Below are 21,839 nucleotides of genomic sequence, written 5' to 3'. Positions count from 1 at the left end.
CTCTCGTCAGTGCCGGAAAGCGAGCTGCTCGACTGGATAGCTGACGTAGACGTCTGTCAGACAGTCCTCAGGCGGTGGCAAGGGACTTGACTCGGCGAATCGTACCGCCTCGTTGATCTCGTGCTGCACCGTGGTGTCGATTGCATCGAGTTCGTCCTCACTGAGCAGCCCTTGGCTCAGTACGGTTTGTCGGAAGCGCTGGATCGGATCACGTTGCCGGTAGGCTGCCTCCTCCTCAGGCGTGCGATACGAGACCGCATCTCCTTGGAAGTGCCCGTAGTAGCGGAACGCCCGGCACTCCAGCAGTGTCGGTCCCTCTCCGCGCCGAGCACGGGCGATCGCTTCTCCTGCTGCTTCATAGACTGCAAAGACATCCGTGCCGTCGACCAAGATACCCGGCATGTCGTATGCGGCAGCTCGTGAGGCGATGTCCGGCGCAGCACAGTGGTATGTCCAGGGGGTGGATTCGGCGTAGAGGTTATTCTCGCAGACAAAGACGACGGGAAGCTTCCAGATCGCGGCCAGGTTCATCGCCTCGTGCGTCGTTCCCTGTTCCGCTGCGCCGTCGCCGAAGAAGCAGACCGCGACTTGGTCAGTACCCAGCGTCTTCGCCATGAGCCCCGCACCACAGGCGATTGGTGGTCCACCCCCGACAATGCCGTTCGCACCAAGCATCCCCTTGTCGACGTCGGCGATGTGCATCGAGCCGCCCTTCCCCTTGCAGACGCCGGTCGCCTTGCCGAAGAGTTCGGCCATCATCGCCTTCACGTCCACCCCTTTAGCAATGCAGTGCCCATGACCACGATGCGTGCTCGTGATGTAGTCCCGGTCCGTCAGGTGGGCGCAGACCCCAACAGCGATCGCCTCCTCGCCTGCGTAGAGATGGACGAAGCCCGGGAGTTTCCCAGCTGCAAACTCCTGAGCAACCCGATCCTCGAAGGCGCGGATGAGCGCCATTCGCTCGTAGATCCAACGCAGCCGTTCACGCGGGATCTCCATAAGGCACCTCCTACCCTACTCGCGACCCGTCTCCAAGGAGCCACTGGCGGAGCCACCCTGTCACTTCGTTAATGACGCGGCAGAACACCGCATGCTGCGGGTTCAGCCAGTTGAAATGCCCCATTCCCTCCACTAGGGTCAGGCGTTTCGGATCGCCAGCCCGCGCGTACGCTGCGCGCGACTCGTCAGGGGCTACCAAGACATCTTGGACACCGTGAATGAGGAGGACGGGGCGCGGTGCGATCTCAGCGATTTCGCGTTCGGGCGCGTACTCAAGGAGCGCTTCAGCCGACTCGAGTGTGATCTCCGGATCGATAGCGAACTCCGGATAACGCTTGCCGAGTTCACGCAGTGTCACATCTGTCTCCGGATCAGGAGGCATGACGATCGAAAGCCGAACGCGGCGGGAAGTTCCACTCCGCACGCGTTCGCGACGATCGGTTGCAAGTTCTTCCAAGAAGACGCGCCACTGCCACTCTGCGCGGAGACTCCGCAGCCAGCGCCATCCATTCGTCACTGGAGCGATTGCGATGCAGGCCTGCACACGGTCATCGATGGCGGCAAGCGAGAGGGCGTGAGCGCCGCCGAGGCTCAGGCCGAGGATGGCAAGCCGCGTGCGATCGATTATCGGATGGGTCTCAAGAAAGGTAAGCGCAGCGCGGGCGTCCCGAATCCGTTCCTGTGGTAACAACCGCCCCCGTGGTCCCTCGCTCGCACCAAAGCCGCGGTAGTCGAAAATGAGTGCAGCATACCCAGCATCAGCGAGCGCCTGGGCCAGGAGTGGCATGCCGAGTTCCTTGATCCCCTGGATTCCGGTGCAGAGGACGACGCCCGGCAGGGCAGCATCTGCACCGAGCGGCACGAACAGCTCTCCTGCCAGCGTCAGGCCATCGCTCCAGAAGTGCACCGGTTCACCGCGTGGCCAGGCGGTGCTCTGTGAGGCCAAATAGTGCTCGACGTCCTCGGCCGTGATGCGCCCACCCGGGCCCGTGCCGCGGACGCGAGCAAGGTCGATGCCGTGATCGCGTGCCAGTTTTCGTGCAGCCGGCGTTGCCCGGATTTCTCCAGTTGGTGTGGGGCCCTGCGCACGAGCTTGTTTCTGCATAGTCGAGCCAGCGGCCATCACTGGTGTCACGGCCGCTCCGGAGGTGGCCGGCAAAAGCGATGCGAGGTCGACTGCTTCTCCCGGCTCGGCAATCACCGCGACGGGTGTGGTGACAGGCAGGACAACGCCCTCTTCGGCAAGGATGTGGGCGAGAATACCAGAGGCAGGTGCTTCGACTTCCACAGTCAGTTTCTCGGTCTCCACCTCAAGTACTGGCTCGCCTGCCTGAACCGGCTCACCAGGTTGTTTGAGCCACCGGCCGACTCGTCCCTCTGTCATCGTCAAACCGAGCTTCGGAATGACGAGCACAGTAGCCATTCAGACTATCCGTTCGGTGCACTGGTCACCAGGAAACCCTATCGACAGTGTAGAGGATCCACTAGACGGTATCAAGGGGAGACGATGAGGCTCGCCGCGAAACAGGAGTAGCAGAGGGTGGAGACAGAGTGAGGCGACAGCGGGAAGCGGATTGCGGCGAACTCGGCCTCCTCGGGGAGATCGCGGGACGCAACAGCGACACACGGTCAGCGGCAAGCTGTTGCAGAGAGTCGGACGAGACTGCCCTGTCTCGGAAGTCGAGGACTATACTGGCGGGGGTCGTCCGGCACCGGACGAACGAGGATACGGGAGTAAGGCAATGGCAGGAGAGCCAGCAGCGGTCGCTCGGGCGCAGGCGGCAGAAAAGCGCACCTTCTGGGATGCGGGCGGGGTCGCGTTAATGTCGTGGGCGCACTTTGCTCACGATCTGTACCCTTCCTTTCTTGGCGTTCTTGTCCCTGCGATCCAGGCCAAGCTCGGTGTCTCGCTCTTCTGGGCGAGCGCGATGGTTCCTGCTCAGCAGTTGCCCTCGATTATCCAGCCGTTTCTTGGCTATGTCGCGGATCGAACGAGCCGCCGGTGGTTTGTGGTGCTCACTCCGGGAGTTGCCGCGCTCGCGCTCTCATCAGTCGGCATTGCACCGCACTTCTCCCTCGTTCTGCTCCTGCTGCTCGTCTCGGGACTCGCCTCAGCGGCGTTCCATGCCCCGGCGGTGGCGCTGGTCGGTGAGTTTGGTGGGCAGCGACTCGGCCGGGCCATGGCCATCTTTATGGCTGGTGGCGAGCTCGCCCGTACGGTTGCGCCGCTGATCCTCACCGCTGTCATAGCCCACTTCACGCTTGACGGAATGCCGATCGTCATGGTTGTCGGGCTTGCAGCATCGCTCACGCTTTACCTGCGGCTCCGCACCGAAGCAAGCGACGCCATTGCGCGGCGATATGCCGGAAGCGTCCGGCTGCGTGCCTTGCTACGCGATCGGCGACGACCGTTCATCGGTCTTTTAGGTTCGGTCGTAGCGAATACCGCAGCAGTGACACCGCCGAGCTTCTTCCTGGTCGAATACCTGCTGCAGCGCGGACGGAGTGAGTGGTATGGAGGGCTCGCGCTTTCGGCGTTTTACGCGAGCGGAATCATCGGTGGGCTGGTGGGTGGCTCGCTTTCCGACTGGGTCGGACGGCGGGGGGCCTTGCTCCTCTCCTCGCTTGGTACTGCACCCTTATTGGCGCTGTATCTTGCAATCGAGGACGGGAGCTGGCTGATGCTCCCGTTGCTCGTCATCATCGGGGTATTTGCCACCCCACCTCGATCGGTGACCCTGGCGCTCGCGAATGACATTGCTCCAGAGGCGCGCGGCCCACTTTCAGGCTTCACGCTGGCGACAAGTTTCGTCGCACAGAGCGTGCTCGCACTCGCCTTCGGGGCGGTCGCGGACGCGATTGGGATCGAGCGGGCATTCTGGCTAACCGTCGGTGCCTCACTGGCTGGCGTACCGTTCGCATTGCTGGTACCGGCACACATTGGGCGAACTCGTCCGGTATCAGGATAAGGCCGGGCGATGACCCTCAAGGCAAACCACACCCTCTGGACCGACGACGGCGCTGTGGACTGTCCCAGCAGGAAGGTCGAGGCGGTCGCCTGGGTCAAGTGTGATCGACTCGCCAGGATGGAGTTGGAAGGTAACGGAACCCGAGACGACATAGAGGACCTTGTGATAGTTATGGATGTGCGGTGCATAGCGATCACCAGGACCATTCGACCAGCGGTAGGCGGTGAGTCCCTCGGCGGCGAGGGCAGCGAGCAGTTCAGCCTCGCTTGGGGGCGTCTTCCCCTGCCAGCGTGTCACACGGACGTTTTCACTCATCCCACATCTCCCAAATCACAGAAGTGCTGCCGAGATACTGCGCACCAACGGATGGCGAAAGGGAGCGCATGATGGGTGTGATCACGCGTCGCACCCCTGCCACGCTCCGCTTCGTTTCCTCATGGTACCGAAGACAGCGCGTGCTTGTCTGGATTTCTGCGATTGTTGGGATCAACCAACTTGGTTTTGGGAGTATTGTGCCCATCGTCCCTCTCTACGCTCAGGCGTATGGCGTTCCGGAGGCACTCATTGGACTTGCCATTGCCGTCTATGGGCTCGCTCGCTTTACCTCCTCTGCGCCAGCAGGTTGGGTGGCGGACCGTTCGGGACGACGCTGGTCGCTGTTTTTCGGCGGGATGCTGACGGCCCTCGGGAACGCGATCTGCGCGATCGCACCAAACTACCCAGTATTCCTCGCTGGCCGGTTCGTCGCTGGGAGCGGCGCCTCGATGGTCCTGACCAGTGGACAGATCGTGCTCGCCGATATCACGGAGCCGGCAACGCGTGGCCGGACAATGGCAATCTATCAAGCAGTCTTCCTCTTCGGCGTCGGATTCGGTCCAATACCGGGTGGAATCCTGGCGCAGTACGGGGGACTTCGTCTGCCATTCTGGGTCTATGCGATCGTCGGCGTGGTAGTGGGGGTCTTGGCATTCTGGCGGCTGCCAGAAACCCGGCAAGCAGGAGCCAAGTCAACGGGGCGAGAGGGGGAGTTCGTCTTTGGACGGCAATTCGTCGCAGTGCTGCGCCATCGTCCATTGTTGCTGATTGGTGTCGTCACCTTCGGGACCTTCTTCGCCCGGACGGGAGCGCTCTTCACGCTGGTACCGTTACATGCCGAGCGTGAAATTGGGCTTGCACCAGCCCAAATTGGTCTCGGGCTTGCCGCGGTGAGTGTTGTGTCGTTGCTGATGGCCTATCCGGCCGGCGTCCTCGTTGATCTGTTTGGGCGGAAGGTCGTCATTGCTCCCGCCACGCTCTTCAGCGGTTTCGGGTTGGTCGGTTTCGCTTTCGCGCCGAGTTATCTCTGGTTCCTCGTCGCCTGTGTCGTCTGGGCAATGGCCAGTGGGATTGGGGGTGGAGCTCCGGCTGCATATGCGGCTGATGTTGTGCCTCCGGGCATGACCGCAGCAGCGATGAGCGCCTACCGAATGCTTTCCGAGCTCGGGTATGTCATCGGTCCGACACTGCTTGGGGTGGCGGCAGGGTTGGTTGGAATCCGCGTAACGCTGGTTGCGACGGCCGTGGGAATCGTGAGTCTTGGGTTTCTTTTTTGGCTTGCCGCTCCGGAGACCTATCGGGGCCGGAGAGGTGCCACTCCACGAAGTTCATGAGTCGGCGGATCGGATGAGTGACTCTGTCTTCAGCCACGCGAGTGGGAAGGACTGGCCACGCTCGATCCGTCGCTCAGTACCCTGGGCGAGGATCGTCACGGAGCCCACACCGAGAACGCGGGCGCTCCCGGACGCGAAGTCGAGGAGACACGTGGTGTGCTCGTCAAGGCCGAGCACGGCCACCTCAGGTGGGAGGAGACGCCACAAAGCAGCGAAGCGCTCTTGCCCCATGAAGCATCGACTCGTGTCCAGCTCTTCGCCTCCCTCGCGGTTATTCCAGTGCGGGACGATCGCCAGCTGATACCCAAGGGGGCCGAGCAAATCGAGCCCCTCGCTCCAGTGGAGGTCAGCGCCGGCTTTGTAGATTTCGTACACCGGGAGAGCGAAGCGGCTTACAGCAATCGCGGCGGCACTTGCGAAGGCGAGCCGTGCACCGGTTCGCCAACGTGTGACGATGAGTTGCCAGGTGAGTGTCCCGGCAAGTTGGCGAATCATATAGGTGGGACTGCCAGGACCAGCGACGATACAGTCCGCCCATGCGAGCGGTTCGGCGACGAGCGGTGCATCAGGGTCGTAGACACTGCCACGACGGCGCGCCGGTACGAAGCGAACGTCGGTGCGGTATTCCGGCAAATGCTCGCGCAGGAAGTCGCCCAGCTTCCGAGCAACCAGTGCGGCATTTGGCTGGAATCCTGCGGGGGTCTCGAGGATCGCGACGTGGACGGGAGGGGAGAGGGAAGCGAACAGTGCTGCGAAAGCCTGTCGGCCAGAGCGAGAGGTCTCCCCAGAACCAATCAACGCCAGGGTGCCCGGTGATACGATTTCTCTCCCAGATAAGGCCCCTGCTTGGTCCATCCTGCCTTCCGCCACTTAGCGATATGACCACCAGTAGAGGACAATGGTCGTCCCGGCGAACACGAGCAAGGCGGCAGTAGCCGTTTGGACATAAGGAACAACGCGGCGCAGTCCGCGGAGAAGACCAAGGCGGAGAAAGGCGAGCGCAAAGGTCAATGCGACAATCACACTTGCCATACCGAGGCTGTAGCTGGCAAGTTGAAGCGTACCTCGGAGGACGTTCCCGCTGAGCAGTGCGCTCCCGGCCGCAACCATGAAGACGGGGAGCGTACAGCTCAGCGAGGCCAATCCGTAGGCGAGCCCAAACAAATAGAAACTCCGCACTGACCGCTCGTCGCGATGTCCGATGCGGTCCGCGAGGCGCTCAAAGAACATTGGAGTTGTCACGCGACCAAGGAACAGCGCAGCTCCAAGAGCGACGAGAAGGATGCCAATACTGATGCCGACCCATGGCATGATCGGAAAGAGAAATGTGCCGCCGAGCGACACGATGAGTCCCGCCAGGACAAAGAGCGTCGTGAAGCCGAACGACACACTGCTCCCGACCAACGCCGCTCGCGCCAGCCGTGGCACGATGCGGGTGGAGTTGTCCTCTCCTGTACCAAGGTAAAGTGCCAGGTAGGCAGGGAGCATCGCAAACCCACAAGGGTTCACGGCAGCCAGCATCCCAGCACCGAAGGCATAACCAAACGGTAACCAACTTGCGATTGCTGAGAGCCAGCTTGCGACCCATACCTGGAACTCAGTCACGGCTCGTTCCCTTACCCTGTGGTGTGTCCGGGAGAGAACAGGCAGGCATTCGCCGCCCAGCGAACCAGGCGATGAAGGCACCAGCAGCTGGTGCCGCAGCGGCGAGGAGTACCGTCCACTGGCCGGTAGTGATGCCATAAGCTACCAACACGACCGTAACAAGTAACCAACCGATACGGCATGGAGCCAGGAAGAACTCGCGCACGCTCAACCCCCCATGAGATCATGATGTTCCGCGTATGCACAATTGGCGATTGCCGCTTCACGTGGGCGCGCGAGTTCACGCGCCAGGGCGAGCAGAGCAGGGATACGTTGGTCGGTGATGGCGTAGAAGCGAAACTTCCCCTCACGGCGGACGCGTACCAGCCCACAAGTGCGCAAACAGGTCAAGTGCGCAGAGACGCGTCCTTGTGGCTGCGCGAGTCGTTCGACTAACGCGCTGACGTGCAGTTCTCGCTCACGTATCAGGAGATCGAGGATGCGGAGGCGAGTCGGATCGGAAAGCGCGTGGAGAAAACGGGCGAGAATCGTCGGGGGGACCTCTCCTGGCTCAGAAGGCGCGTCCATCCGACGGCTGCGGACGGGCAGAGTCCGCGGATGCTTTCGGTCAGCCAGCCGCAGTGCTTCGACCTGGTCTGCCATGCTCGCTCACCCCCGAAGAAGTGTACTGGTTCCACGCGAAGAAGATCTCCATTGCACAATGGTAGAGAGGAGAAACGGACAGTCACCGTGTGGTGGCTGCCCGTCGAGCCCTCCATCCTACAGCAATGAGTGGCGATCAGACGCGCGAGTCACTCCGTGAACTCGGCCAGCGGCTCCTGGCTGAACGAGAAGTCGGCCCAGAGCTCGCGGAGCTGCGTCGCGAGCGAACTCAAGCCGCGCCGAACTTGCTCCCGCTGATCCGGGCGGAGCAGCCCGAAATAGACAAGTGCTCCAGCTGCGCCAAGCCAGAAGCCGAGCGCTGCGCTCTCTTGTGCGGCACGACGCAGGCGCGCGAAGAGGCTTGGACGAGCCGGGCGTGGACGCTTGGCGGCGAGCCGCTCAGGCATCGCACGGGCGCGCGCTGCCGCTTGTTCGATGGCGTGCTCGGCAGTGCGGAGCGCTTCCCGGGCGGCTTGTTCGGTCGCCGGTAGGACGTTCCGCTGGAGCTTTTCGACAGCCGCTCGCTCAGCTTGCAAGACAGCCTGGGCGCGGCGAGCTTGTTCCGGAAGTGTTCGCGCTGTTTGCCGCACCAGTGGTCGCAATCGCTTGCGCCAAAAGGAGCGGGCGATCTCCCCGTCGTGGATCGGAAGTCGCTCGCGCACGTCCTGGACTGCTTCCCGGAGTGATCCGAGCGCGGATTCGAGGTCGAATTCCTCAGCCAGCCGCTGGCGGAGTGTCCGGCGCTGGCGACGGCGGACGATGAGCCATGCCCCGAGTCCCAGCGCTGTTCCGCCGGCGAGCGCTCCCCACAGCTTCCAGTCGTTTCCTGCCTGAACCATCGATGTCCCTCCTTCCCCGGCGGCCCCGACGAGTTCCATAGTACCACTCGGAGCGAACGTGACAGAAGCCGTTCGCCGGATGCAGCGGAATTGGTTACGCTCGACAGGAGGCAGGCGATGCGGATCCTCGTGATTGCGGATATCCATGGCAATATGGCTGCGCTGGAGGCGGTCTTCGCGGCGGCAGGACCGGTCGACCGTATCTGGTGCTTGGGCGACGTGGTGGGGTACGGGCCACGGCCGCGTGAGTGCGTCGAGTGGATACGTGAGCGGGCTGGTCCGACCACGGTACTCGGAAACCACGATGCAGCGTGTCTGGGACGGGTACCGCTCGAGGGATTTAACCCGGTTGCGCGCTACGCCTTGCGCTGGACGATGCTCCAGTTGGCACCGGAGCACCGAGCGTTTCTCGAGAGCCTACCCGAGAAGCTCGTGCTCGATGAGGTAACGCTCGTACACGGGAGTCTGCGCGCACCAGTTTGGGAATACGTCTTCACGAGTGAGCAAGCACGGGCGAACTTCGATCTCCTCCGGACGCGTCTCTGCTTCTTTGGACACACGCACATTCCGTTCGTACTCAGCGAAGAAGCAGCACGCAAGGGTGAGCCGCCGTCTCGTCCGGGTGACGGGGATGTGGTCACTGTTCACGCAGGGCGGTTTCTTGTCAATCCAGGTTCTGTGGGGCAGCCGCGTGATGGTGATCCGCGGGCGGCGTTCATGATTTGGGAGCCAGGGCGGGGGCAGCTGACCTTCCGGCGTGTACCGTACAATATCGCAGCGGTACAGGCCGAGATGGCGGCTGCCGGACTTCCCCAGCTGCTGATCGAACGCCTGGCGCTCGGATACTGACTCGAGCGTTCGGAGGAAGAGTGTGGCGCGGTCCTATCGCCGCGTGGTCGTCCCAGTGAGTGGATCGCTCGATGATGAGCGGGCGATCGACCTCGCAGCAGCCATCTGCGCTGGTAGTGATACCACGCTGATTCTGGTCTACGTCGTCGAGGTACCACAGCGCTTTGCCCTCGATGTGGAGCTCCCCGAACAGATTGAGCGTGGCACCGCGATCTTGGAGCGTGCAGCGGAGTATGCGCAGCGCGTCGCGCGTGGCAAGTGGAAGCGGGTGATGACCGAACTCCTCCAAGCGCGGGTGGCTGGTGCGGCAATCGTCGACGAGGCGATCGAGCGAGCGGCCGATGCGATTATCATGGCGACGCGGAGCCGTTGGAACCTGGGAGTGCTCACACAAGGAGAGACGCTTCCGTATATCCTTGACAATGCACCGTGCGACGTGGTCGTCGTCCGCGTCGCTGACCAGGGTGGGGCACCGTCGTGAAGATCATCATCATTGGTTGCGGTCGTGTTGGTGCCAAGCTTGCCAACGACTTCGCCGAGGAGGGGCATCACGTGTCGGTCGTTGACCAGCGGCAGACCGCTTTCCGGCGCCTTCCGTCAGGGTTCCGTGGTCAGCTTGTCCTCGGTACTGGGATTGACGAGGATGTGCTCCGCAACGCGGGGATCCAGCAGGCGGATGTCTTCATTGCCGTAACGGAGAATGACAATACGAATATTATGGCTGCCCAGATTGCTCAAGTGATCTATCGCGTTCCGAAGGTGATTCTCCGCATTTATGACCCGGACCGGGCGGAGATCTACCGCGAGCTCGGCCTCACCGTGATCTGTCCGACCCGTACGGTCGCGGAGATGATTGAGCACGCGGTACGCGATCACGTGGTTCCCACCGAGCCGAGTTGAGTCCGCCGGGCAGCCGAGTGAGGAGCAGAACACATGTACATCATCGTCGTCGGCGGAGGCAAAGTCGGTTACTACTTGACGAAGACTCTGGTGAATGAAGGGTATGAAGTCTTCCTTATCGAGAAGAACCCAGTGAAAGTACAGCTCTACCGTGACCGGTTCGGTGCCATCGTCATGCAGGGGGACGGGGCCGAGGTAGCGACGCTCGCAGCGGCTGGTGCCGGGCGGGCCGACGTGGTCATTGCCGTCACCGGAGACGACGAGGATAACCTCGTTATCTGTCAGGTCGCTCGGGAGCGTTTTGGTGTCCGACGGACGATCGCGCGGGTGAACAATCCGAAGAACGAAGAGCTGTTCCGCCGGTTAGGGATCGACGTCACGGTGAGCCAGACGAACGTCATCCTGAGTCTGATCGAGCAACAGATCCCCGAGCGACCCTTCGTGCATCTCTTGGCTTTACGCCACGCGGATCTCGCCATCGTCGAGGCCAAGGTTGCTGCCGAGTCGCCGGTTGTGCATCAGCCGATCTGGCAGCTGCCGCTTCCGCCGGAGTCGATCATCACCGCGATTCTCCGCCGGGGTGAACTTATTATCCCCACGGGGCAGACGATGATTGAGCCGGGTGACGAACTGATCATTGTCACCAAGCAACAGCGTGAGGCGGAGCTCCGCGAACTCCTGTGCGTTCCGGCAACGCGGTAGGTGGATCCGCTCGGGCCCCGATTGAACGCAGGCCTCGTGACTCAGGACGATCCTTGGTGCCTCGACAAAGCGTGAGCATTTTTTTCTCCGCGCGGCATGTTGCCTGTGCGCCTCCTTTGTAGAGAACGAAGGACAGACGCTTTGCCCGACCACATTGGCATTTTGTTGGTGTCACCCTGAGCTTACACTGTCACTTGTAAGGAGGCGTGATTCTCCGGTTTTGGCAAGATGCAATACTGGTACAGTGGGAGACGTGAGTGATGGAGTTCCTTACCACCTCCTCAACGTGGATCACCTTTTCATCAGTGGTGCTGTCGTCTCCCCGGTAGGATGGACCGAAGAGGTATGGCGTAACAGTGGGCGCAACGAGGGACAGTGCACTGTGTAGGGGGCAAGGTGTTGCGGACCAAGTTTTCGTCCGTTTTACCGGCCGGGATCGCGAGGCGCGATCTGCAGGGCCTCACGAGTCTCCGCGGAGAGCACAGGCGCGTTGCATAGCAGCCTTCTCGCTGGTGTTGTGGCGGAGCCGTTCCGGATCGAACGGTCGGGTACTTTTCAGGGAGCGCCCGTCTCGTTCAGGTCAGATGTTGTTACTCCGAGCCGCTCGTCGGTTTACCTTAATGGCACAGGCGATCGTTTTTCCGCCACCACAGCTTAGGAGCCAGCGAAACGCAAACGGAGGCCGGCTCAGCGGAGTGCAAGGGAGAACCGGCCTCCATTCACGTTCCCACCTGAGGTCCTCGGTTTACGGGTAGATGCCGCGCAGCCGTGTGATCTCCGCGACCCGCTGAACAGCGAGTACCAGTGCTGCGGTGCGCAGTTGCACGCGGTAACGCTCAGCTGTGGCATGGATTGCCTGGAAGGCGCGTGTCATGATGGTGCGCAGACGGCTGTTTACCTCCTCCTCGGTCCAATAGAAGTGCTGGAGACCTTGGACCCACTCGAAGTAGGAAACCGTGACACCTCCGGCATTGGCATAGATATCGGGGAGAACAATCACCCCACGGTCGAACAAGATGCGATCTGCTTCTGGTGTCGTCGGTCCGTTTGCCGCTTCCGCGATGAGTCGGGCCTGGATGCGCGGCGCGTTGTGCTCGGTGATCTGCTCTTCGAGCGCAGCAGGAATGAGGATGTCGCAGGGGAGTTCCAGGAGTTGCTCGTTCGTAATCATCTCGGCTTCCGGAAAGCCGACGACAGAACCGGTCTGCTGCTTATAGGCGATGACAGCGGGGATATCGAGACCTCGCGGATTGTAGATTCCCCCACGGGAATCAGAGACCGCGACCACCCGGCTCCCAAGTTCGTCGAGCAACCGGGCGGCAGTCGATCCAGCGTTGCCGAATCCCTGGATGACCACGCGGGCCTCTGTCAGGTCGATGTTAGAAGTCTTGGCCGCCTCTTCGATCGCGAAGACGACACCACGACCGGTTGCCTCGAGGCGACCGGCGGAGCCACCGAGTAACGTGGGTTTACCGGTGACGACGGCGGGGACACCAACTCCGCTATGTCGATGCATACTGTAGGTATCCATGATCCAAGCCATGATCTGGGGATTCGTGTTCACGTCTGGGGCCGGAATATCCTGGTGCGGTCCGAGGAGGATTGAGATCTCGGTGGTATAGCGCCGGGTGAGATTTTGGAGTTCGCCAGGCGAAAGAAGTTTTGGATCAACGCGCACACCGCCTTTGCCCCCACCGAAGGGGAGCCCCATAATGGCGCATTTCCAGGTCATCCACATGGCGAGGGCTTTGACCTCGTCGAGCGTCACGTTCGGGTGGTAGCGGATACCGCCCTTGGCTGGTCCAGCGGCCAGGTTGTGGTGAACGCGGTAACCTGTGAAGACCTTGACCGATCCGTCATCCATCTCGACGGGAAAATTGACGATCAGTTCGCGTTTGCAGGTTCTCAGAATCTGGCGGAGTTCGTCTTCGAGGCCAATGAGATCAGCAGCCTGTTCAAACTGCTCGACCGCAATGTCGTACAAGCTCTGCTGTGGTGCTGCAATCGCCATCCTTCGCCCCCAGAATCATCGGCATCCAGCGTTCAAGCGTTCCTGATGCCGTGCGGCCTTGCACGAATTGCGGCCACACGGTTTGCGTCACCGCCGATTGGGGTGCGGGGCGAGCGGGGTCACTCGACCGGTTGCCGGAGCGCTTCCTCCAAGATTTGGCGAGCGACAGCCGGGTTGGCGCGTCCCCCGAGTGCGCGATTGACCTGGCCGAGGAGGAAGCCGATTGCAGCCGTCTTCCCCTTGCGATAATCGGCGACCGCCTTTGGGTTCTCGGCCAACACGCGCTCGACCACTTGGCGAAGTTGTGCTTCGTCGCTGATTTGGGCGAGCCCGCGCTCGGCAACGAGCACCTCCGGGTCGATTCCCGTCTCGCTGACCGCCACCAGGAGTTCCTTGGCGGTGAGCATGCTGATGGTTCCGCGCCGAACCAGGTCGATGAGCTGTCGCAGCTGACGTGGTTGCACTCCGACCTCGGAGATGCTGCGGCCACGCTCGCGCAGCAGCGCGAACAGCTCGCCGGTGATCCAATTCGCGATCTCGCGCGCTCGCGTGCGGTCGCCGGCGACGCACGCCTCAAAGTAGTCAGCGATCGCTCGCTCTTCGGTGAGGAGCGCCGCCTCTTGTGGCCCAAGTCCGTATTCGGTCTGGAAGCGCTCCCAGCGAGCCACCGGGAGCTCGGGCATGGCTGCCCGAATGCGCGCCAGATCGTCCTCAGTCAAGAAGATCGGCGGAAGGTCTGGTTCGGGAAAGTACCGGTAGTCGTCTGGGTATTCCTTGGCTCGTTGGGTGATGGTCATCTCTTGGTCTTCCAGCCAGCCGCGTGTCTCCTGCACGAGCTGCTCGCCGCGGCGGATCGCGGCACGCTGGCGCTCTTCCTCATAGGCCAGCGCGCGTTCGACCGAACGGAAGCTATTGAGGTTCTTGATTTCGCTCTTTGGCCACTGTTGCCCACCGTCGCGCGTCCGCTGTGAGATGTTGGCGTCGCAACGGAACGCTCCCTCTTCCATATTCCCCGTAGAGACGCCGAGGTAGCGGAGCACCTGGCGCAGCGCCATCAGGAAGAGCCGTGCCTCCTCTGGCGAGCGCAAGTCCGGCTCCGTCACAATCTCGATGAGCGGAACACCGGAGCGGTTCATATCGATCAGGCTGTAGCTCTCACCAGCGACAGTGCGATGGACCAGGCGCGCGGTGTCCTCCTCAAGATGGACCCGCCGGATCCGCACGCGGCGGCGTTCGCCATTGACCAGGAACTCCAGCATCCCGTCAACACAGAGCGGGAGGTCGTACTGGGAAATCTGATAGCCCTTGGGAAGATCCGGATACATGTAGTTCTTGCGGTCGAACTTGCTGTATGGTGGGATGCGGCACCCCAAGGCGAGTCCGGTCATCACAGTCATCTCCACGGCACGCCGGTTGATAACCGGAAGTGAGCCAGGTAAACCGAGGCAGACCGGACAGACGTGGGTATTCGGCGGAGCTCCAGCGTAGTCTGCTGAGCAGCCGCAGAACATCTTCGACCGGGTCAAGAGCTGGGCGTGCACCTCCAGCCCGATGACCGTTTCCAGCTCCACAGGAACCTCCGTCCCGCTCTCGGTGGCGAGTATAGCATCCCACGCTCGCCGCTCAGCTGTAGCTTGGAGAACACGTGGTAAGATCAGGCCAGGTGTGGTCTGGAACGGACCACGCGTGTCCGTGTTCCGGTTCCCGAAAGGGGACGTACTGAATGACGGCAACGACGGAAACGCGCCTCGTTACAGTCACCATTGATGGCCAGCAGTATACGGTCCCCGAAGGCCTGACGATCCTCGAGGCCTGCCGCATGGTCGGCATCGAGGTGCCAAATCTCTGTTATCAGCCGCTGCTCCGGCCCTGGGGGTCTTGCCGCATCTGCACCGTTGAGATCTTGGGTCGGCGGGGAGGGCTTGTCGAGTCGTGTGCCGCACAAGTGCGAGACGGCATGGAGGTTGCGACCAAATCACCGGCCTGTGAGGCGGCACGGCGATTCGTGCTTCAGCTGTACCTCATCGATCACGCACTGGACTGCCCAACCTGTGATAAGTCAGGGGAATGCTACCTCCAGGACAACACCTACTCGCACAATGTGTACGAGAACCCATTTCGTCGTCCCAAACTGGCACGTCCGTACAAGCATCTTAGCCAGTATATCGACTACAAATGGGAGCGCTGCATCCTCTGCGCCCGCTGTACGCGCGTCTGCGACGAGATGATCGGTGTGACGGCAATCGAGGTGTTACGGCGTGGCCTGGAGGGCGAGATCGGTAGTGCCTGGGACGTCGATCTCGAGCAGACGACGTGTACCTCATGCGGGATGTGCATCGCAGTTTGCCCGGTTGGGGCACTCACCGACCGGCGCTTCGCACATCACCCTTGGGAGCTCGATGCGACAGAGACGATCTGTGGTTTCTGCGACGTTGGTTGCACGCTGAATGTCGAGCATAACCGTGGACTGGTGCGACGGATCACCCACCTCTGGGAACGCGGGGTGAACTACGGCTATACCTGTGTTCGTGGCAAGTGGAGCTACGAGCAGGTGCAGCATCCGGCTCGGCTGGAGACTGCCTTCGTCCGCCAGGATGATGAGTTGGTGCCGGTTGCGTTGGAGGATGCACTCGATCGCGCTGCTGAGCTCCTGCGGCCATATCGTGGCGCGGCGTTCGCCTTACTGGCTGCACCTGATCGGACAAACGAGGAACTCTATCTTCTTCAGCGTTTCGCCCGGCAAGTGATGGGTTCTCCGAACGTCGAGCGGCTCGCGACCCCGGCCCAGCGGGCCGTGGATGCGGCACTTGCTGCGTCGTTCGGCCTCCCCGCCAGTACAAACTCGGTGCAGGAGGTCTTCACCGATACCGGTTGTCTTCTCATCGTCGGGCCAAACATCGGCCGGACTGCACCGGTCGCCAGTTATTGGCATTCCTGGGCCAAGCAGTACCGCGAGACGGCACTGGTGGTGGTGAGCTCAGACGAGTTCCCGCTCTTCCATCGCGCAGATGTCTGGCTGCGCATTCATCCTGGGACGGAGGCGCTCGTCCTTGCTGCAATGGCGCGTGTCATCCGTGACCGGGGTCTTGCTTCGCCGATCGAGCAGGCTGAAGGGCTTGCGGGGTTCCTGGCCTCGCTCGATACCGTCGATCCTGCTGCCGCAGCGGAGAGAGCTGGCGTGAGCCTCGCGGCGCTCGAGCGGGCCGCAGTGCTCTATGCGACTGGCGGCCGAGGTACTGGGCCATCGCCGTATCCGCCGAGCCAGATCCAGCAGACGCTTGCCCACGCCGTACAGGGCGATGTCTTCTCCGCGGCGCTACGGGCCAACGACTTGGCGCTCCTGACCGGGAACCTCGGACGTGCCGGGAGTGGTGTTGTCGCTTTCCGTGGGCCCGCGAACGCCCAGGGGGCGCTGGACGTTGGTTGCCACCCGAACTGGCTGCCGGGTTATCGTCTGGTGACTGACGCGGACGCGCGAGCGGAACTCGCAGCGCTCTGGGCCGACACAGGTGGCAACGGCACCGGAAAAGCCGAACTTCCCAGTGAACCGGGGCTTACGTTCGACGAACTCGTCGAGGCGATCGAGCGTGGAACCGTGCGTGCACTCTACGTCGCGGGAGGAAGCCACCCGTTTGCCCAGCCGATCGATGAGCGACTCCTGGCGGCGCTCGAACGGCTCGATGTCCTGATCGTCGAAGACTGCTTCCGGAGCCCGTTGGTCGAGCGAGCGCAGGTGGTGCTGCCAGTGGCGATGTTCATGGAGCAAGACGGGACCATGACGAACGCCGAACGAGCGGTGCAGCGCTTGCGCCGGGCGGTTGATCCGCCGGGCGACGCGCGACCGAGTTGGCAGTTGGTTCAGGAACTGGCACGCCGACTCGGTTACCGGTGGCAGGGGCGGCACGCCGTGCACGTCTTCCAAGAGCTGGTCCGAGCGGTTCCCCTGTACCGAGGCATGACCTTCCCACGGCTAGAGCGTGGACCACTCGCCTGGCCGGTTATGCCGAGCGGTGTGCCCTCGCGCCAAGTGCTCCGACTTGGTCAGAACGTGCCGGGCGGCGGCTGGGCGGTCTGGCTTGGGCAAGGTCTTGCCGTAAGTGAGGCCTGGCTGCGTGTTGATGCTCCACCGCTCGCAGGCCGGCTTCGGTTCCACGCGCTCTAACAATGCGCGTGCAAGGAGGCACCGATGGTCTTACAGGACATTCGCGGTTTTCTGGTGACTCTGCGACACTTCTTCCAGCGGCCGGTGACGATCCAGTATCCGGAGCAGAAGCGGGAGCAGGCACCGCGCTTCCGGGGGCTCCCGGCTTTGCGCTCTGACCCGGAGACTGGGGAGGCGCTTTGCGTCGCCTGCGGGCTCTGTGCGCGGATCTGCCCGACGAGTTGCTTGGAAATGCACGTTGTGCCCTCAGAAGAGGGTGATCGTGAACTTGGGGAATTCATCCTGCGTGCAGGTCGTTGCATGTTCTGTGGGCTCTGTGCGCAGGTCTGTCCGGTCGATGCCATCACCATGAGCGGTGAATACGAGCAGTCGGTGCTCGATCGCGAGGGATTGATCTACGTGAAGACGGAGCTCGCCGCAATCGGCTCACAGCGGCCGAGTTGGTGGGAAGCAGATGGCGGGCTCGGTGAGGCACGGTGAGGACCTGGACAGGGGGCAGGAACGATGGTCGTGGGAACGGTGCGTCTCGAACGCGATTCACTCGGTGAGGTGGAGGTCCCGGCGGACGCGCTCTATGGAGCCCAGACGGCGCGAGCGGTCCGCAACTTTCCAATTAGCGGCCTTCGTCCGCATCCTGACTTGATCGTCGCGACGGCACAGGTGAAGCTCGCGGCCGCACGCGTCAATCACCGAGCCGGGCGGCTCACCGATGAGCAAGCGCGGGCAATCGAACAGGCGGCGCAGGAGATCATTGACGGGTTGTGGCATGAGCACTTCGTCGTCGATCCCTATCAGGCTGGTGCCGGCACGTCGCACAACATGAACACCAACGAGGTCATTGCCAATCGTGCGAACGAGATTCTCGGCGGGCGGCGTGGTGAGTACCGGCCGGTGCATCCGAACGACCACGTCAACCTCGGACAGTCATCGAACGACGTTATTCCGACCGCGGGACGGCTGGCACTGCTGCGTGCCACTCCCAAGCTGATCGAGGCGTTTCACCGACTTGCCGACGCCTTCTGCCAGAAAGCGCAGGAATTCGGCAATCTGACGAAAACGGGGCGTACCCATCTTCAGGACGCCGTACCGATCCGGCTCGGTGACGAGTTCACTGGCTATGGTGCGGCGCTGCGCCGGGCGGCCGATCGGATCGCAGAAGCGCGACTGGCGCTGACAGAGATCAACCTTGGAGCGACTGCGCTTGGGACGGGAATCAACGCTTTCCCCGGATACCGGATGCAGGTCGCGGAGGAGCTAAGTCGAATTACGGGGTTTCCGCTCCGGCCAGCGCGCAACACGTTCGAGATCACTCAGAGCCATGCTGACTTCGCGCATCTCTCGGGTGCTCTCCGCAATGCGGCGCTGGAAGTGATTCGCATTGCCAGCGATATCCGGCTGCTCGGCTCGGGGCCGCGGGCAGGGCTGGGCGAGATCATCCTCCCGCCAGTGCAACCAGGATCATCGATCATGCCGGGTAAGGTGAACCCGTCAATCGCCGAGATGGTCAATATGGTTGCCTTCCAGGTGGTGGGCTATGACCATGCGGTCTCGCTGGGCGTCCTCTCCGGACAGCTCGACCTCAACGTCTGGACACCGCTGATCGTCTATAACTTGCTCTGGGCGACCGATATTTTGACCAACGCGCTCGAGGTCTTCCGCACACGCTGCATCGAAGGGATCCAGGCGAACGAAGCGCGGTTAGCGGAGCTGGCCCACGGCAGCATTGCGCTGGCGACGATCCTGACGCCGCGGATTGGCTACCTGAAGGCAGCCGAGATTGCCAAGAAGGCTTGGCAGACAGGGAGGACTGTCCGCGAGGTGGTCGTCGAAGAGGGTGTGCTTTCACCGGAGGAGGCCGAGGAGATCTTGGATCCGGTCAAGATGGCGCTCCCGCTGGATCCGGACGCGAACCAGTGCTGAACGGGTGGATGTCGGGTACAGTGAGCGTCGTCCGGCCGATCGAGGCTCGCCGTACGTTTGCGTCGTGTCCGGATCGGCTGACTGTAGTCGTCTCGGCATGGGAGGAGTACTGCAATGGCACGCGAATACCCGTTTTACTGCGCTGGTGAGTGGCGGACTTCACCGAACCGGGTGGAAATCCGCAATCCGTACAACGATGAGCTTGTGGGCGTGACCTCTACCGCGACCAACCAGGACTTCGAGGACGCGGTAACGGCAGCGCAGCGAGCCTTCGAGGTCACACGGCGGCTCCAGAGCTACGAGCGGGCCGAAATCCTCTTGCGCCTCGCCGATGGGCTCCGCCGGCGGCAGGAGGAGTTCGCCCGCTTGATTGCCCAGGAGGCTGGGAAACCGATCCGCGATGCGCGAGTAGAAGTGCAGCGTGGGATTTTCACGCTGACGACCGCGGCGGAGGAAGCGAAGCGGATCGGTGGAGAGGTGATCCCGCTCGACCTGATGGCGTACAGCCAAGGACGATTCGGCTTCACGCGGCGCTTCCCGATTGGCCCGATCGCTGGCATCTCGCCCTTCAATTTCCCGCTCAATCTGGCGCTGCACAAGATTGCTCCAGCGCTTGCCTCTGGAAACACAATCGTCCTGAAGCCGCCCAGCCGTGACCCGCTCACGATGCTCACTTTCGCCGAACTTCTGGACGAAGCCGGCGTCCCCAAGGGAGCAGTCAGCATCATGCCAATGGATCGCGTCGTCGGCGACCGGCTGGTGACTGACGAGCGTTTCAAGTTGCTGACTTTCACGGGGTCGCCAGACGTGGGCTGGGATCTGAAGGCGCGAGCCGGGAAGAAGAAGGTCGTCCTCGAGCTCGGCGGAAATGCGGGTGTCATCGTTGACCGCACGGCCAATATGGATGTGGCGATTCCCCGTATCCGCGTCGGCGCCTTTGCCTACGCTGGCCAGGTCTGCATTTCGGTGCAGCGCGTCTTCGTTCACCGATCACGGTGGGACGAGTTCGTCGAGCGTTTCGTCGAAGAAGTGAGGAAGATCAAGTTGGGCGACCCATTGGATGAGACGACCGACCTTGGCCCAATGATCGACGAGAAGGCTGCGCGCCGAACCCAGGACTGGGTCGACTCGGCGGTCGCCGAGGGAGCGAAGGTGCTGGTGGGGGGAAAGGCCGAAGGGCGATTCTTCCAGCCAACGGTACTCGTCGATGCACCACCGTGGCATCCGGTCTGCAGTCGAGAGGCATTCGCACCGCTTGTCGTCCTCTTCCCCTTTGACGACTTCGAGCAGGCGCTCGCGGCGGTGAACGATTCGGTGTACGGCCTCCAGGCGGGTGTCTTCACCGGCAGCCTTGAACACGCGCTGCGGGCCTTCGAGGTTCTGGAAGTCGGTGGGGTGATCATCAACGACATCCCGACGTTCCGCATCGACCATATGCCGTATGGTGGCGTCAAGGATTCTGGCCTCAGCCGTGAAGGTCTCCGGTATGCGATTGAAGATATGACAGAGTTGCGCCTTGTGGTATTCAATCGAGTCCCGGAGTTGTCGTAAAGACCCAGGTTTCCGTCGGGCTGCAATGCCTTTGCGGTTGGGCCCCATACCCGTATTGTCGCAGGCGGTATGGGGCCTGTTGTTTCATTCATGGTGCTGAACGAAATGCGCGTCTTTGCCAGATCGGTCATGTGGGTCACCTGATGCCGAGCCTCGTTGGAGGATCCGTGACTCTGTGCACTGCCACGCGTCGGTCCAGTGCTCGTCGGAGTCACTCAGGCATGTCTGGGCAGCCTGGTCACGCGGTGTGACGCTGACAGGGGGTACCGGTGCACACTGTCCCGCCAGTGTGAAAGTCGGATTGGTCAGCGTCCGGGGCTGCAGCCGGCAAAACCAGTCTCGTGGGACGCTCGCACGACTTAAGCTCACCCCAGCCACCCGTTACGTTCCAACCACGGCAACACAGCGCCAAGGCTGGGCAGGAGTGCGTCGGCAGCGTCGAAGCCGCCGAGTTCGCGGGTGTGAGCGTTGGGTACGGCAATGCAGCGGAGGCCAGCCGCCCGTGCGGCCATGACACCAAGCGGCGCATCCTCGATCGCAAAACAGCGTTCCGGTGGACATGCGAGTCGCGAGGCAGCCAGCCGGTAACAGTCGGGAGCCGGCTTGCCGTGGATGACATCGTCGCCGGTCGCAACAGCTGCAAACACGTCAGCGAGTCCGAGTTCACCGAGCACGAGGGTGACGTACTGCCGATGACCGCTTGTCGCCAAGCCCAATGGAACGGCGCGGGCATGGAGTTCTGCGATCAGCTCGAGCGCTCCCGGCATTGGCTGGACGTTTCCGTGAACGCTCATGAGGAAGAGTTCATCGCGCTCCCGAGCGGCTTGCAGCGAGTCGACCGGTAATCCCAATGTCTCGACGATGATCCGGGCCGTATCGATCAGACGTCGGCCAAAAAGCCGAGGGAGGAGGTCGGTGGGAAGCGTGCGGCCGAAACGAGCAACGTACCGCTCCCAGGCGGCAAGTTGAAGGGATTCTGAGTCGACCAGAACACCGTCAAGATCGAAAATGATGGCCGCGAGTCGCTGGTCTTGCCGCATT

The 21,839-nt window shown here is 62.2% G+C and carries 21 protein-coding genes; 10 read left to right on the top strand and 11 right to left on the bottom strand.

Going from position 1 to position 21,839, the window contains the following annotated elements; all coding sequences use genetic code 11:
• Positions 1–6 precede the first annotated feature (6 nt).
• Both NET03_RS05315 and NET03_RS05310 read right to left on the bottom strand, forming a co-directional pair.
• Positions 7–999: a thiamine pyrophosphate-dependent dehydrogenase E1 component subunit alpha gene (locus NET03_RS05315; protein ID WP_252127860.1), complete on the bottom strand. Its 993-nt coding sequence runs from the start codon at positions 997–999 to the stop codon at positions 7–9.
• 10 nt (positions 1,000–1,009) lie between these two features.
• Complete coding sequence (locus tag NET03_RS05310; protein WP_252127859.1) at positions 1,010–2,422, bottom strand: alpha/beta fold hydrolase; 1,413 nt, start codon at positions 2,420–2,422, stop codon at positions 1,010–1,012.
• Between the two features lie 319 nt (positions 2,423–2,741).
• Between NET03_RS05310 and NET03_RS05305 the strand changes: the two genes are divergently transcribed.
• A complete protein-coding gene (locus NET03_RS05305) occupies positions 2,742–3,968 on the top strand; it encodes an MFS transporter (protein WP_252127858.1) in 1,227 nt (408 codons plus the stop codon).
• Here NET03_RS05305 and NET03_RS05300 read toward each other — a convergent pair.
• The gene (locus NET03_RS05300; RefSeq protein ID WP_252127857.1) at positions 3,960–4,283 is read right to left on the bottom strand and encodes a cupin domain-containing protein; all 324 of its coding nucleotides are present in this window, start codon (positions 4,281–4,283) and stop codon (positions 3,960–3,962) included. The genes NET03_RS05305 and NET03_RS05300 overlap by 9 nt on opposite strands.
• Positions 4,284–4,354: 71 nt before the next feature.
• On the opposite strand from NET03_RS05300, the gene NET03_RS05295 reads away from it, so the two are divergent.
• Positions 4,355–5,617 carry an MFS transporter gene (locus NET03_RS05295; RefSeq protein ID WP_252127856.1) on the top strand — a complete coding sequence of 421 codons (1,263 nt, stop codon included), beginning with the start codon at positions 4,355–4,357 and terminating at the stop codon, positions 5,615–5,617.
• Here NET03_RS05295 and NET03_RS05290 read toward each other — a convergent pair.
• From NET03_RS05290 to NET03_RS05270, 5 genes are all read right to left on the bottom strand, one after another.
• On the bottom strand, positions 5,612–6,472 hold the full coding sequence (locus NET03_RS05290; RefSeq protein WP_252127855.1) for a type 1 glutamine amidotransferase family protein: 861 nt from the start codon (positions 6,470–6,472) through the stop codon (positions 5,612–5,614). The genes NET03_RS05295 and NET03_RS05290 overlap by 6 nt on opposite strands.
• Positions 6,473–6,487: 15 nt before the next feature.
• Complete coding sequence (locus NET03_RS05285; protein WP_252127854.1) at positions 6,488–7,222, bottom strand: cytochrome c biogenesis CcdA family protein; 735 nt, start codon at positions 7,220–7,222, stop codon at positions 6,488–6,490.
• On the bottom strand, positions 7,215–7,427 hold the full coding sequence (locus NET03_RS05280; RefSeq protein ID WP_252127853.1) for a hypothetical protein: 213 nt from the start codon (positions 7,425–7,427) through the stop codon (positions 7,215–7,217). Before NET03_RS05280 ends, NET03_RS05285 begins: the two co-directional genes overlap by 8 nt.
• Positions 7,428–7,429: 2 nt before the next feature.
• Entirely contained in the window at positions 7,430–7,864 is a 435-nt protein-coding gene (locus NET03_RS05275; RefSeq protein ID WP_252127852.1) for an ArsR/SmtB family transcription factor, read from the bottom strand.
• Positions 7,865–8,013: 149 nt separating this feature from the next.
• Complete coding sequence (locus tag NET03_RS05270) at positions 8,014–8,703, bottom strand: hypothetical protein (RefSeq protein ID WP_252127851.1); 690 nt, start codon at positions 8,701–8,703, stop codon at positions 8,014–8,016.
• Between the two features lie 117 nt (positions 8,704–8,820).
• Here NET03_RS05270 and NET03_RS05265 point away from each other — a divergent pair, with 117 nt between their 5' ends.
• Genes NET03_RS05265 through NET03_RS05250 form a run of 4 tightly spaced genes read left to right on the top strand, consistent with a single transcriptional unit; the run spans position 8,821 to position 11,154 of the window.
• Positions 8,821–9,552, top strand: a complete 732-nt coding sequence (locus tag NET03_RS05265) for a metallophosphoesterase family protein (RefSeq protein ID WP_252127850.1) — start codon at positions 8,821–8,823, stop codon at positions 9,550–9,552.
• Between the two features lie 22 nt (positions 9,553–9,574).
• Entirely contained in the window at positions 9,575–10,033 is a 459-nt protein-coding gene (locus NET03_RS05260) for a universal stress protein (protein ID WP_252127849.1), read from the top strand.
• The gene (locus tag NET03_RS05255) at positions 10,030–10,452 is read left to right on the top strand and encodes a potassium channel family protein (RefSeq protein WP_252127848.1); all 423 of its coding nucleotides are present in this window, start codon (positions 10,030–10,032) and stop codon (positions 10,450–10,452) included. Before NET03_RS05260 ends, NET03_RS05255 begins: the two co-directional genes overlap by 4 nt.
• A 33-nt stretch (positions 10,453–10,485) precedes the next feature.
• Positions 10,486–11,154, top strand: coding sequence for a potassium channel family protein (locus NET03_RS05250; protein ID WP_252127847.1), 669 nt, complete (start codon positions 10,486–10,488; stop codon positions 11,152–11,154).
• Between the two features lie 745 nt (positions 11,155–11,899).
• On the opposite strand, the gene NET03_RS05245 is transcribed toward NET03_RS05250, so the two are convergent.
• Both NET03_RS05245 and gatB read right to left on the bottom strand, forming a co-directional pair.
• Positions 11,900–13,165: a Glu/Leu/Phe/Val family dehydrogenase gene (locus NET03_RS05245; protein WP_252127846.1), complete on the bottom strand. Its 1,266-nt coding sequence runs from the start codon at positions 13,163–13,165 to the stop codon at positions 11,900–11,902.
• A 119-nt stretch (positions 13,166–13,284) separates the two neighbouring features.
• On the bottom strand, positions 13,285–14,736 hold the full coding sequence (gene gatB / locus NET03_RS05240; protein WP_252127845.1) for an Asp-tRNA(Asn)/Glu-tRNA(Gln) amidotransferase subunit GatB: 1,452 nt from the start codon (positions 14,734–14,736) through the stop codon (positions 13,285–13,287).
• A 152-nt stretch (positions 14,737–14,888) separates the two neighbouring features.
• On the opposite strand from gatB, the gene NET03_RS05235 reads away from it, so the two are divergent.
• The 4 genes from NET03_RS05235 (at position 14,889) to NET03_RS05220 (ending at position 20,798) form a co-directional block, all read left to right on the top strand.
• Positions 14,889–17,327, top strand: coding sequence for a molybdopterin-dependent oxidoreductase (locus tag NET03_RS05235; protein WP_252127844.1), 2,439 nt, complete (start codon positions 14,889–14,891; stop codon positions 17,325–17,327).
• A 24-nt stretch (positions 17,328–17,351) separates the two neighbouring features.
• Positions 17,352–17,807, top strand: a complete 456-nt coding sequence (locus NET03_RS05230) for a NuoI/complex I 23 kDa subunit family protein (RefSeq protein ID WP_252127843.1) — start codon at positions 17,352–17,354, stop codon at positions 17,805–17,807.
• A 24-nt stretch (positions 17,808–17,831) separates the two neighbouring features.
• Entirely contained in the window at positions 17,832–19,247 is a 1,416-nt protein-coding gene (locus NET03_RS05225) for an aspartate ammonia-lyase (protein WP_252127842.1), read from the top strand.
• A 114-nt stretch (positions 19,248–19,361) separates the two neighbouring features.
• Positions 19,362–20,798 (top strand): aldehyde dehydrogenase family protein, encoded by a 1,437-nt coding sequence (locus tag NET03_RS05220; protein ID WP_252127841.1) that lies wholly within the window; start codon positions 19,362–19,364, stop codon positions 20,796–20,798.
• 365 nt (positions 20,799–21,163) lie between these two features.
• On the opposite strand, the gene NET03_RS05215 is transcribed toward NET03_RS05220, so the two are convergent.
• On the bottom strand, positions 21,164–21,838 hold the full coding sequence (locus NET03_RS05215; protein ID WP_252127840.1) for an HAD family hydrolase: 675 nt from the start codon (positions 21,836–21,838) through the stop codon (positions 21,164–21,166).
• Position 21,839: the final 1 nt, after the last annotated feature.

Source organism: Thermomicrobium sp. CFH 73360 (genome assembly GCF_023806465.1).
GTDB lineage: Bacteria > Chloroflexota > Chloroflexia > Thermomicrobiales > Thermomicrobiaceae > Thermomicrobium.
Note: the sequence above shows the minus strand (reverse complement) of the source record. Positions and strands in the feature narration are given on the sequence as shown.

Bases quoted from the DNA above. Each gene is read 5' to 3' on its own strand.
- NET03_RS05265 (WP_252127850.1), top strand. From the start codon at position 8,821: ATGCGGATCCTCGTGATTGCGGATATCCATGGCAATATGGCTGCGCTG.
- NET03_RS05235 (WP_252127844.1), top strand. From the start codon at position 14,889: ATGACGGCAACGACGGAAACGCGCCTCGTTACAGTCACCATTGATGGC.
- NET03_RS05290 (WP_252127855.1), bottom strand. From the start codon at position 6,472: ATGGACCAAGCAGGGGCCTTATCTGGGAGAGAAATCGTATCACCGGGC.
- NET03_RS05225 (WP_252127842.1), top strand. From the start codon at position 17,832: ATGGTCGTGGGAACGGTGCGTCTCGAACGCGATTCACTCGGTGAGGTG.
- NET03_RS05215 (WP_252127840.1), bottom strand. From the start codon at position 21,838: ATGCGGCAAGACCAGCGACTCGCGGCCATCATTTTCGATCTTGACGGT.
- NET03_RS05315 (WP_252127860.1), bottom strand. From the start codon at position 999: ATGGAGATCCCGCGTGAACGGCTGCGTTGGATCTACGAGCGAATGGCG.
- NET03_RS05250 (WP_252127847.1), top strand. From the start codon at position 10,486: ATGTACATCATCGTCGTCGGCGGAGGCAAAGTCGGTTACTACTTGACG.
- NET03_RS05295 (WP_252127856.1), top strand. From the start codon at position 4,355: ATGGGTGTGATCACGCGTCGCACCCCTGCCACGCTCCGCTTCGTTTCC.
- NET03_RS05275 (WP_252127852.1), bottom strand. From the start codon at position 7,864: ATGGCAGACCAGGTCGAAGCACTGCGGCTGGCTGACCGAAAGCATCCG.
- NET03_RS05230 (WP_252127843.1), top strand. From the start codon at position 17,352: ATGGTCTTACAGGACATTCGCGGTTTTCTGGTGACTCTGCGACACTTC.
- NET03_RS05220 (WP_252127841.1), top strand. From the start codon at position 19,362: ATGGCACGCGAATACCCGTTTTACTGCGCTGGTGAGTGGCGGACTTCA.
- NET03_RS05305 (WP_252127858.1), top strand. From the start codon at position 2,742: ATGGCAGGAGAGCCAGCAGCGGTCGCTCGGGCGCAGGCGGCAGAAAAG.
- NET03_RS05310 (WP_252127859.1), bottom strand. From the start codon at position 2,422: ATGGCTACTGTGCTCGTCATTCCGAAGCTCGGTTTGACGATGACAGAG.
- NET03_RS05300 (WP_252127857.1), bottom strand. From the start codon at position 4,283: ATGAGTGAAAACGTCCGTGTGACACGCTGGCAGGGGAAGACGCCCCCA.
- NET03_RS05245 (WP_252127846.1), bottom strand. From the start codon at position 13,165: ATGGCGATTGCAGCACCACAGCAGAGCTTGTACGACATTGCGGTCGAG.
- NET03_RS05270 (WP_252127851.1), bottom strand. From the start codon at position 8,703: ATGGTTCAGGCAGGAAACGACTGGAAGCTGTGGGGAGCGCTCGCCGGC.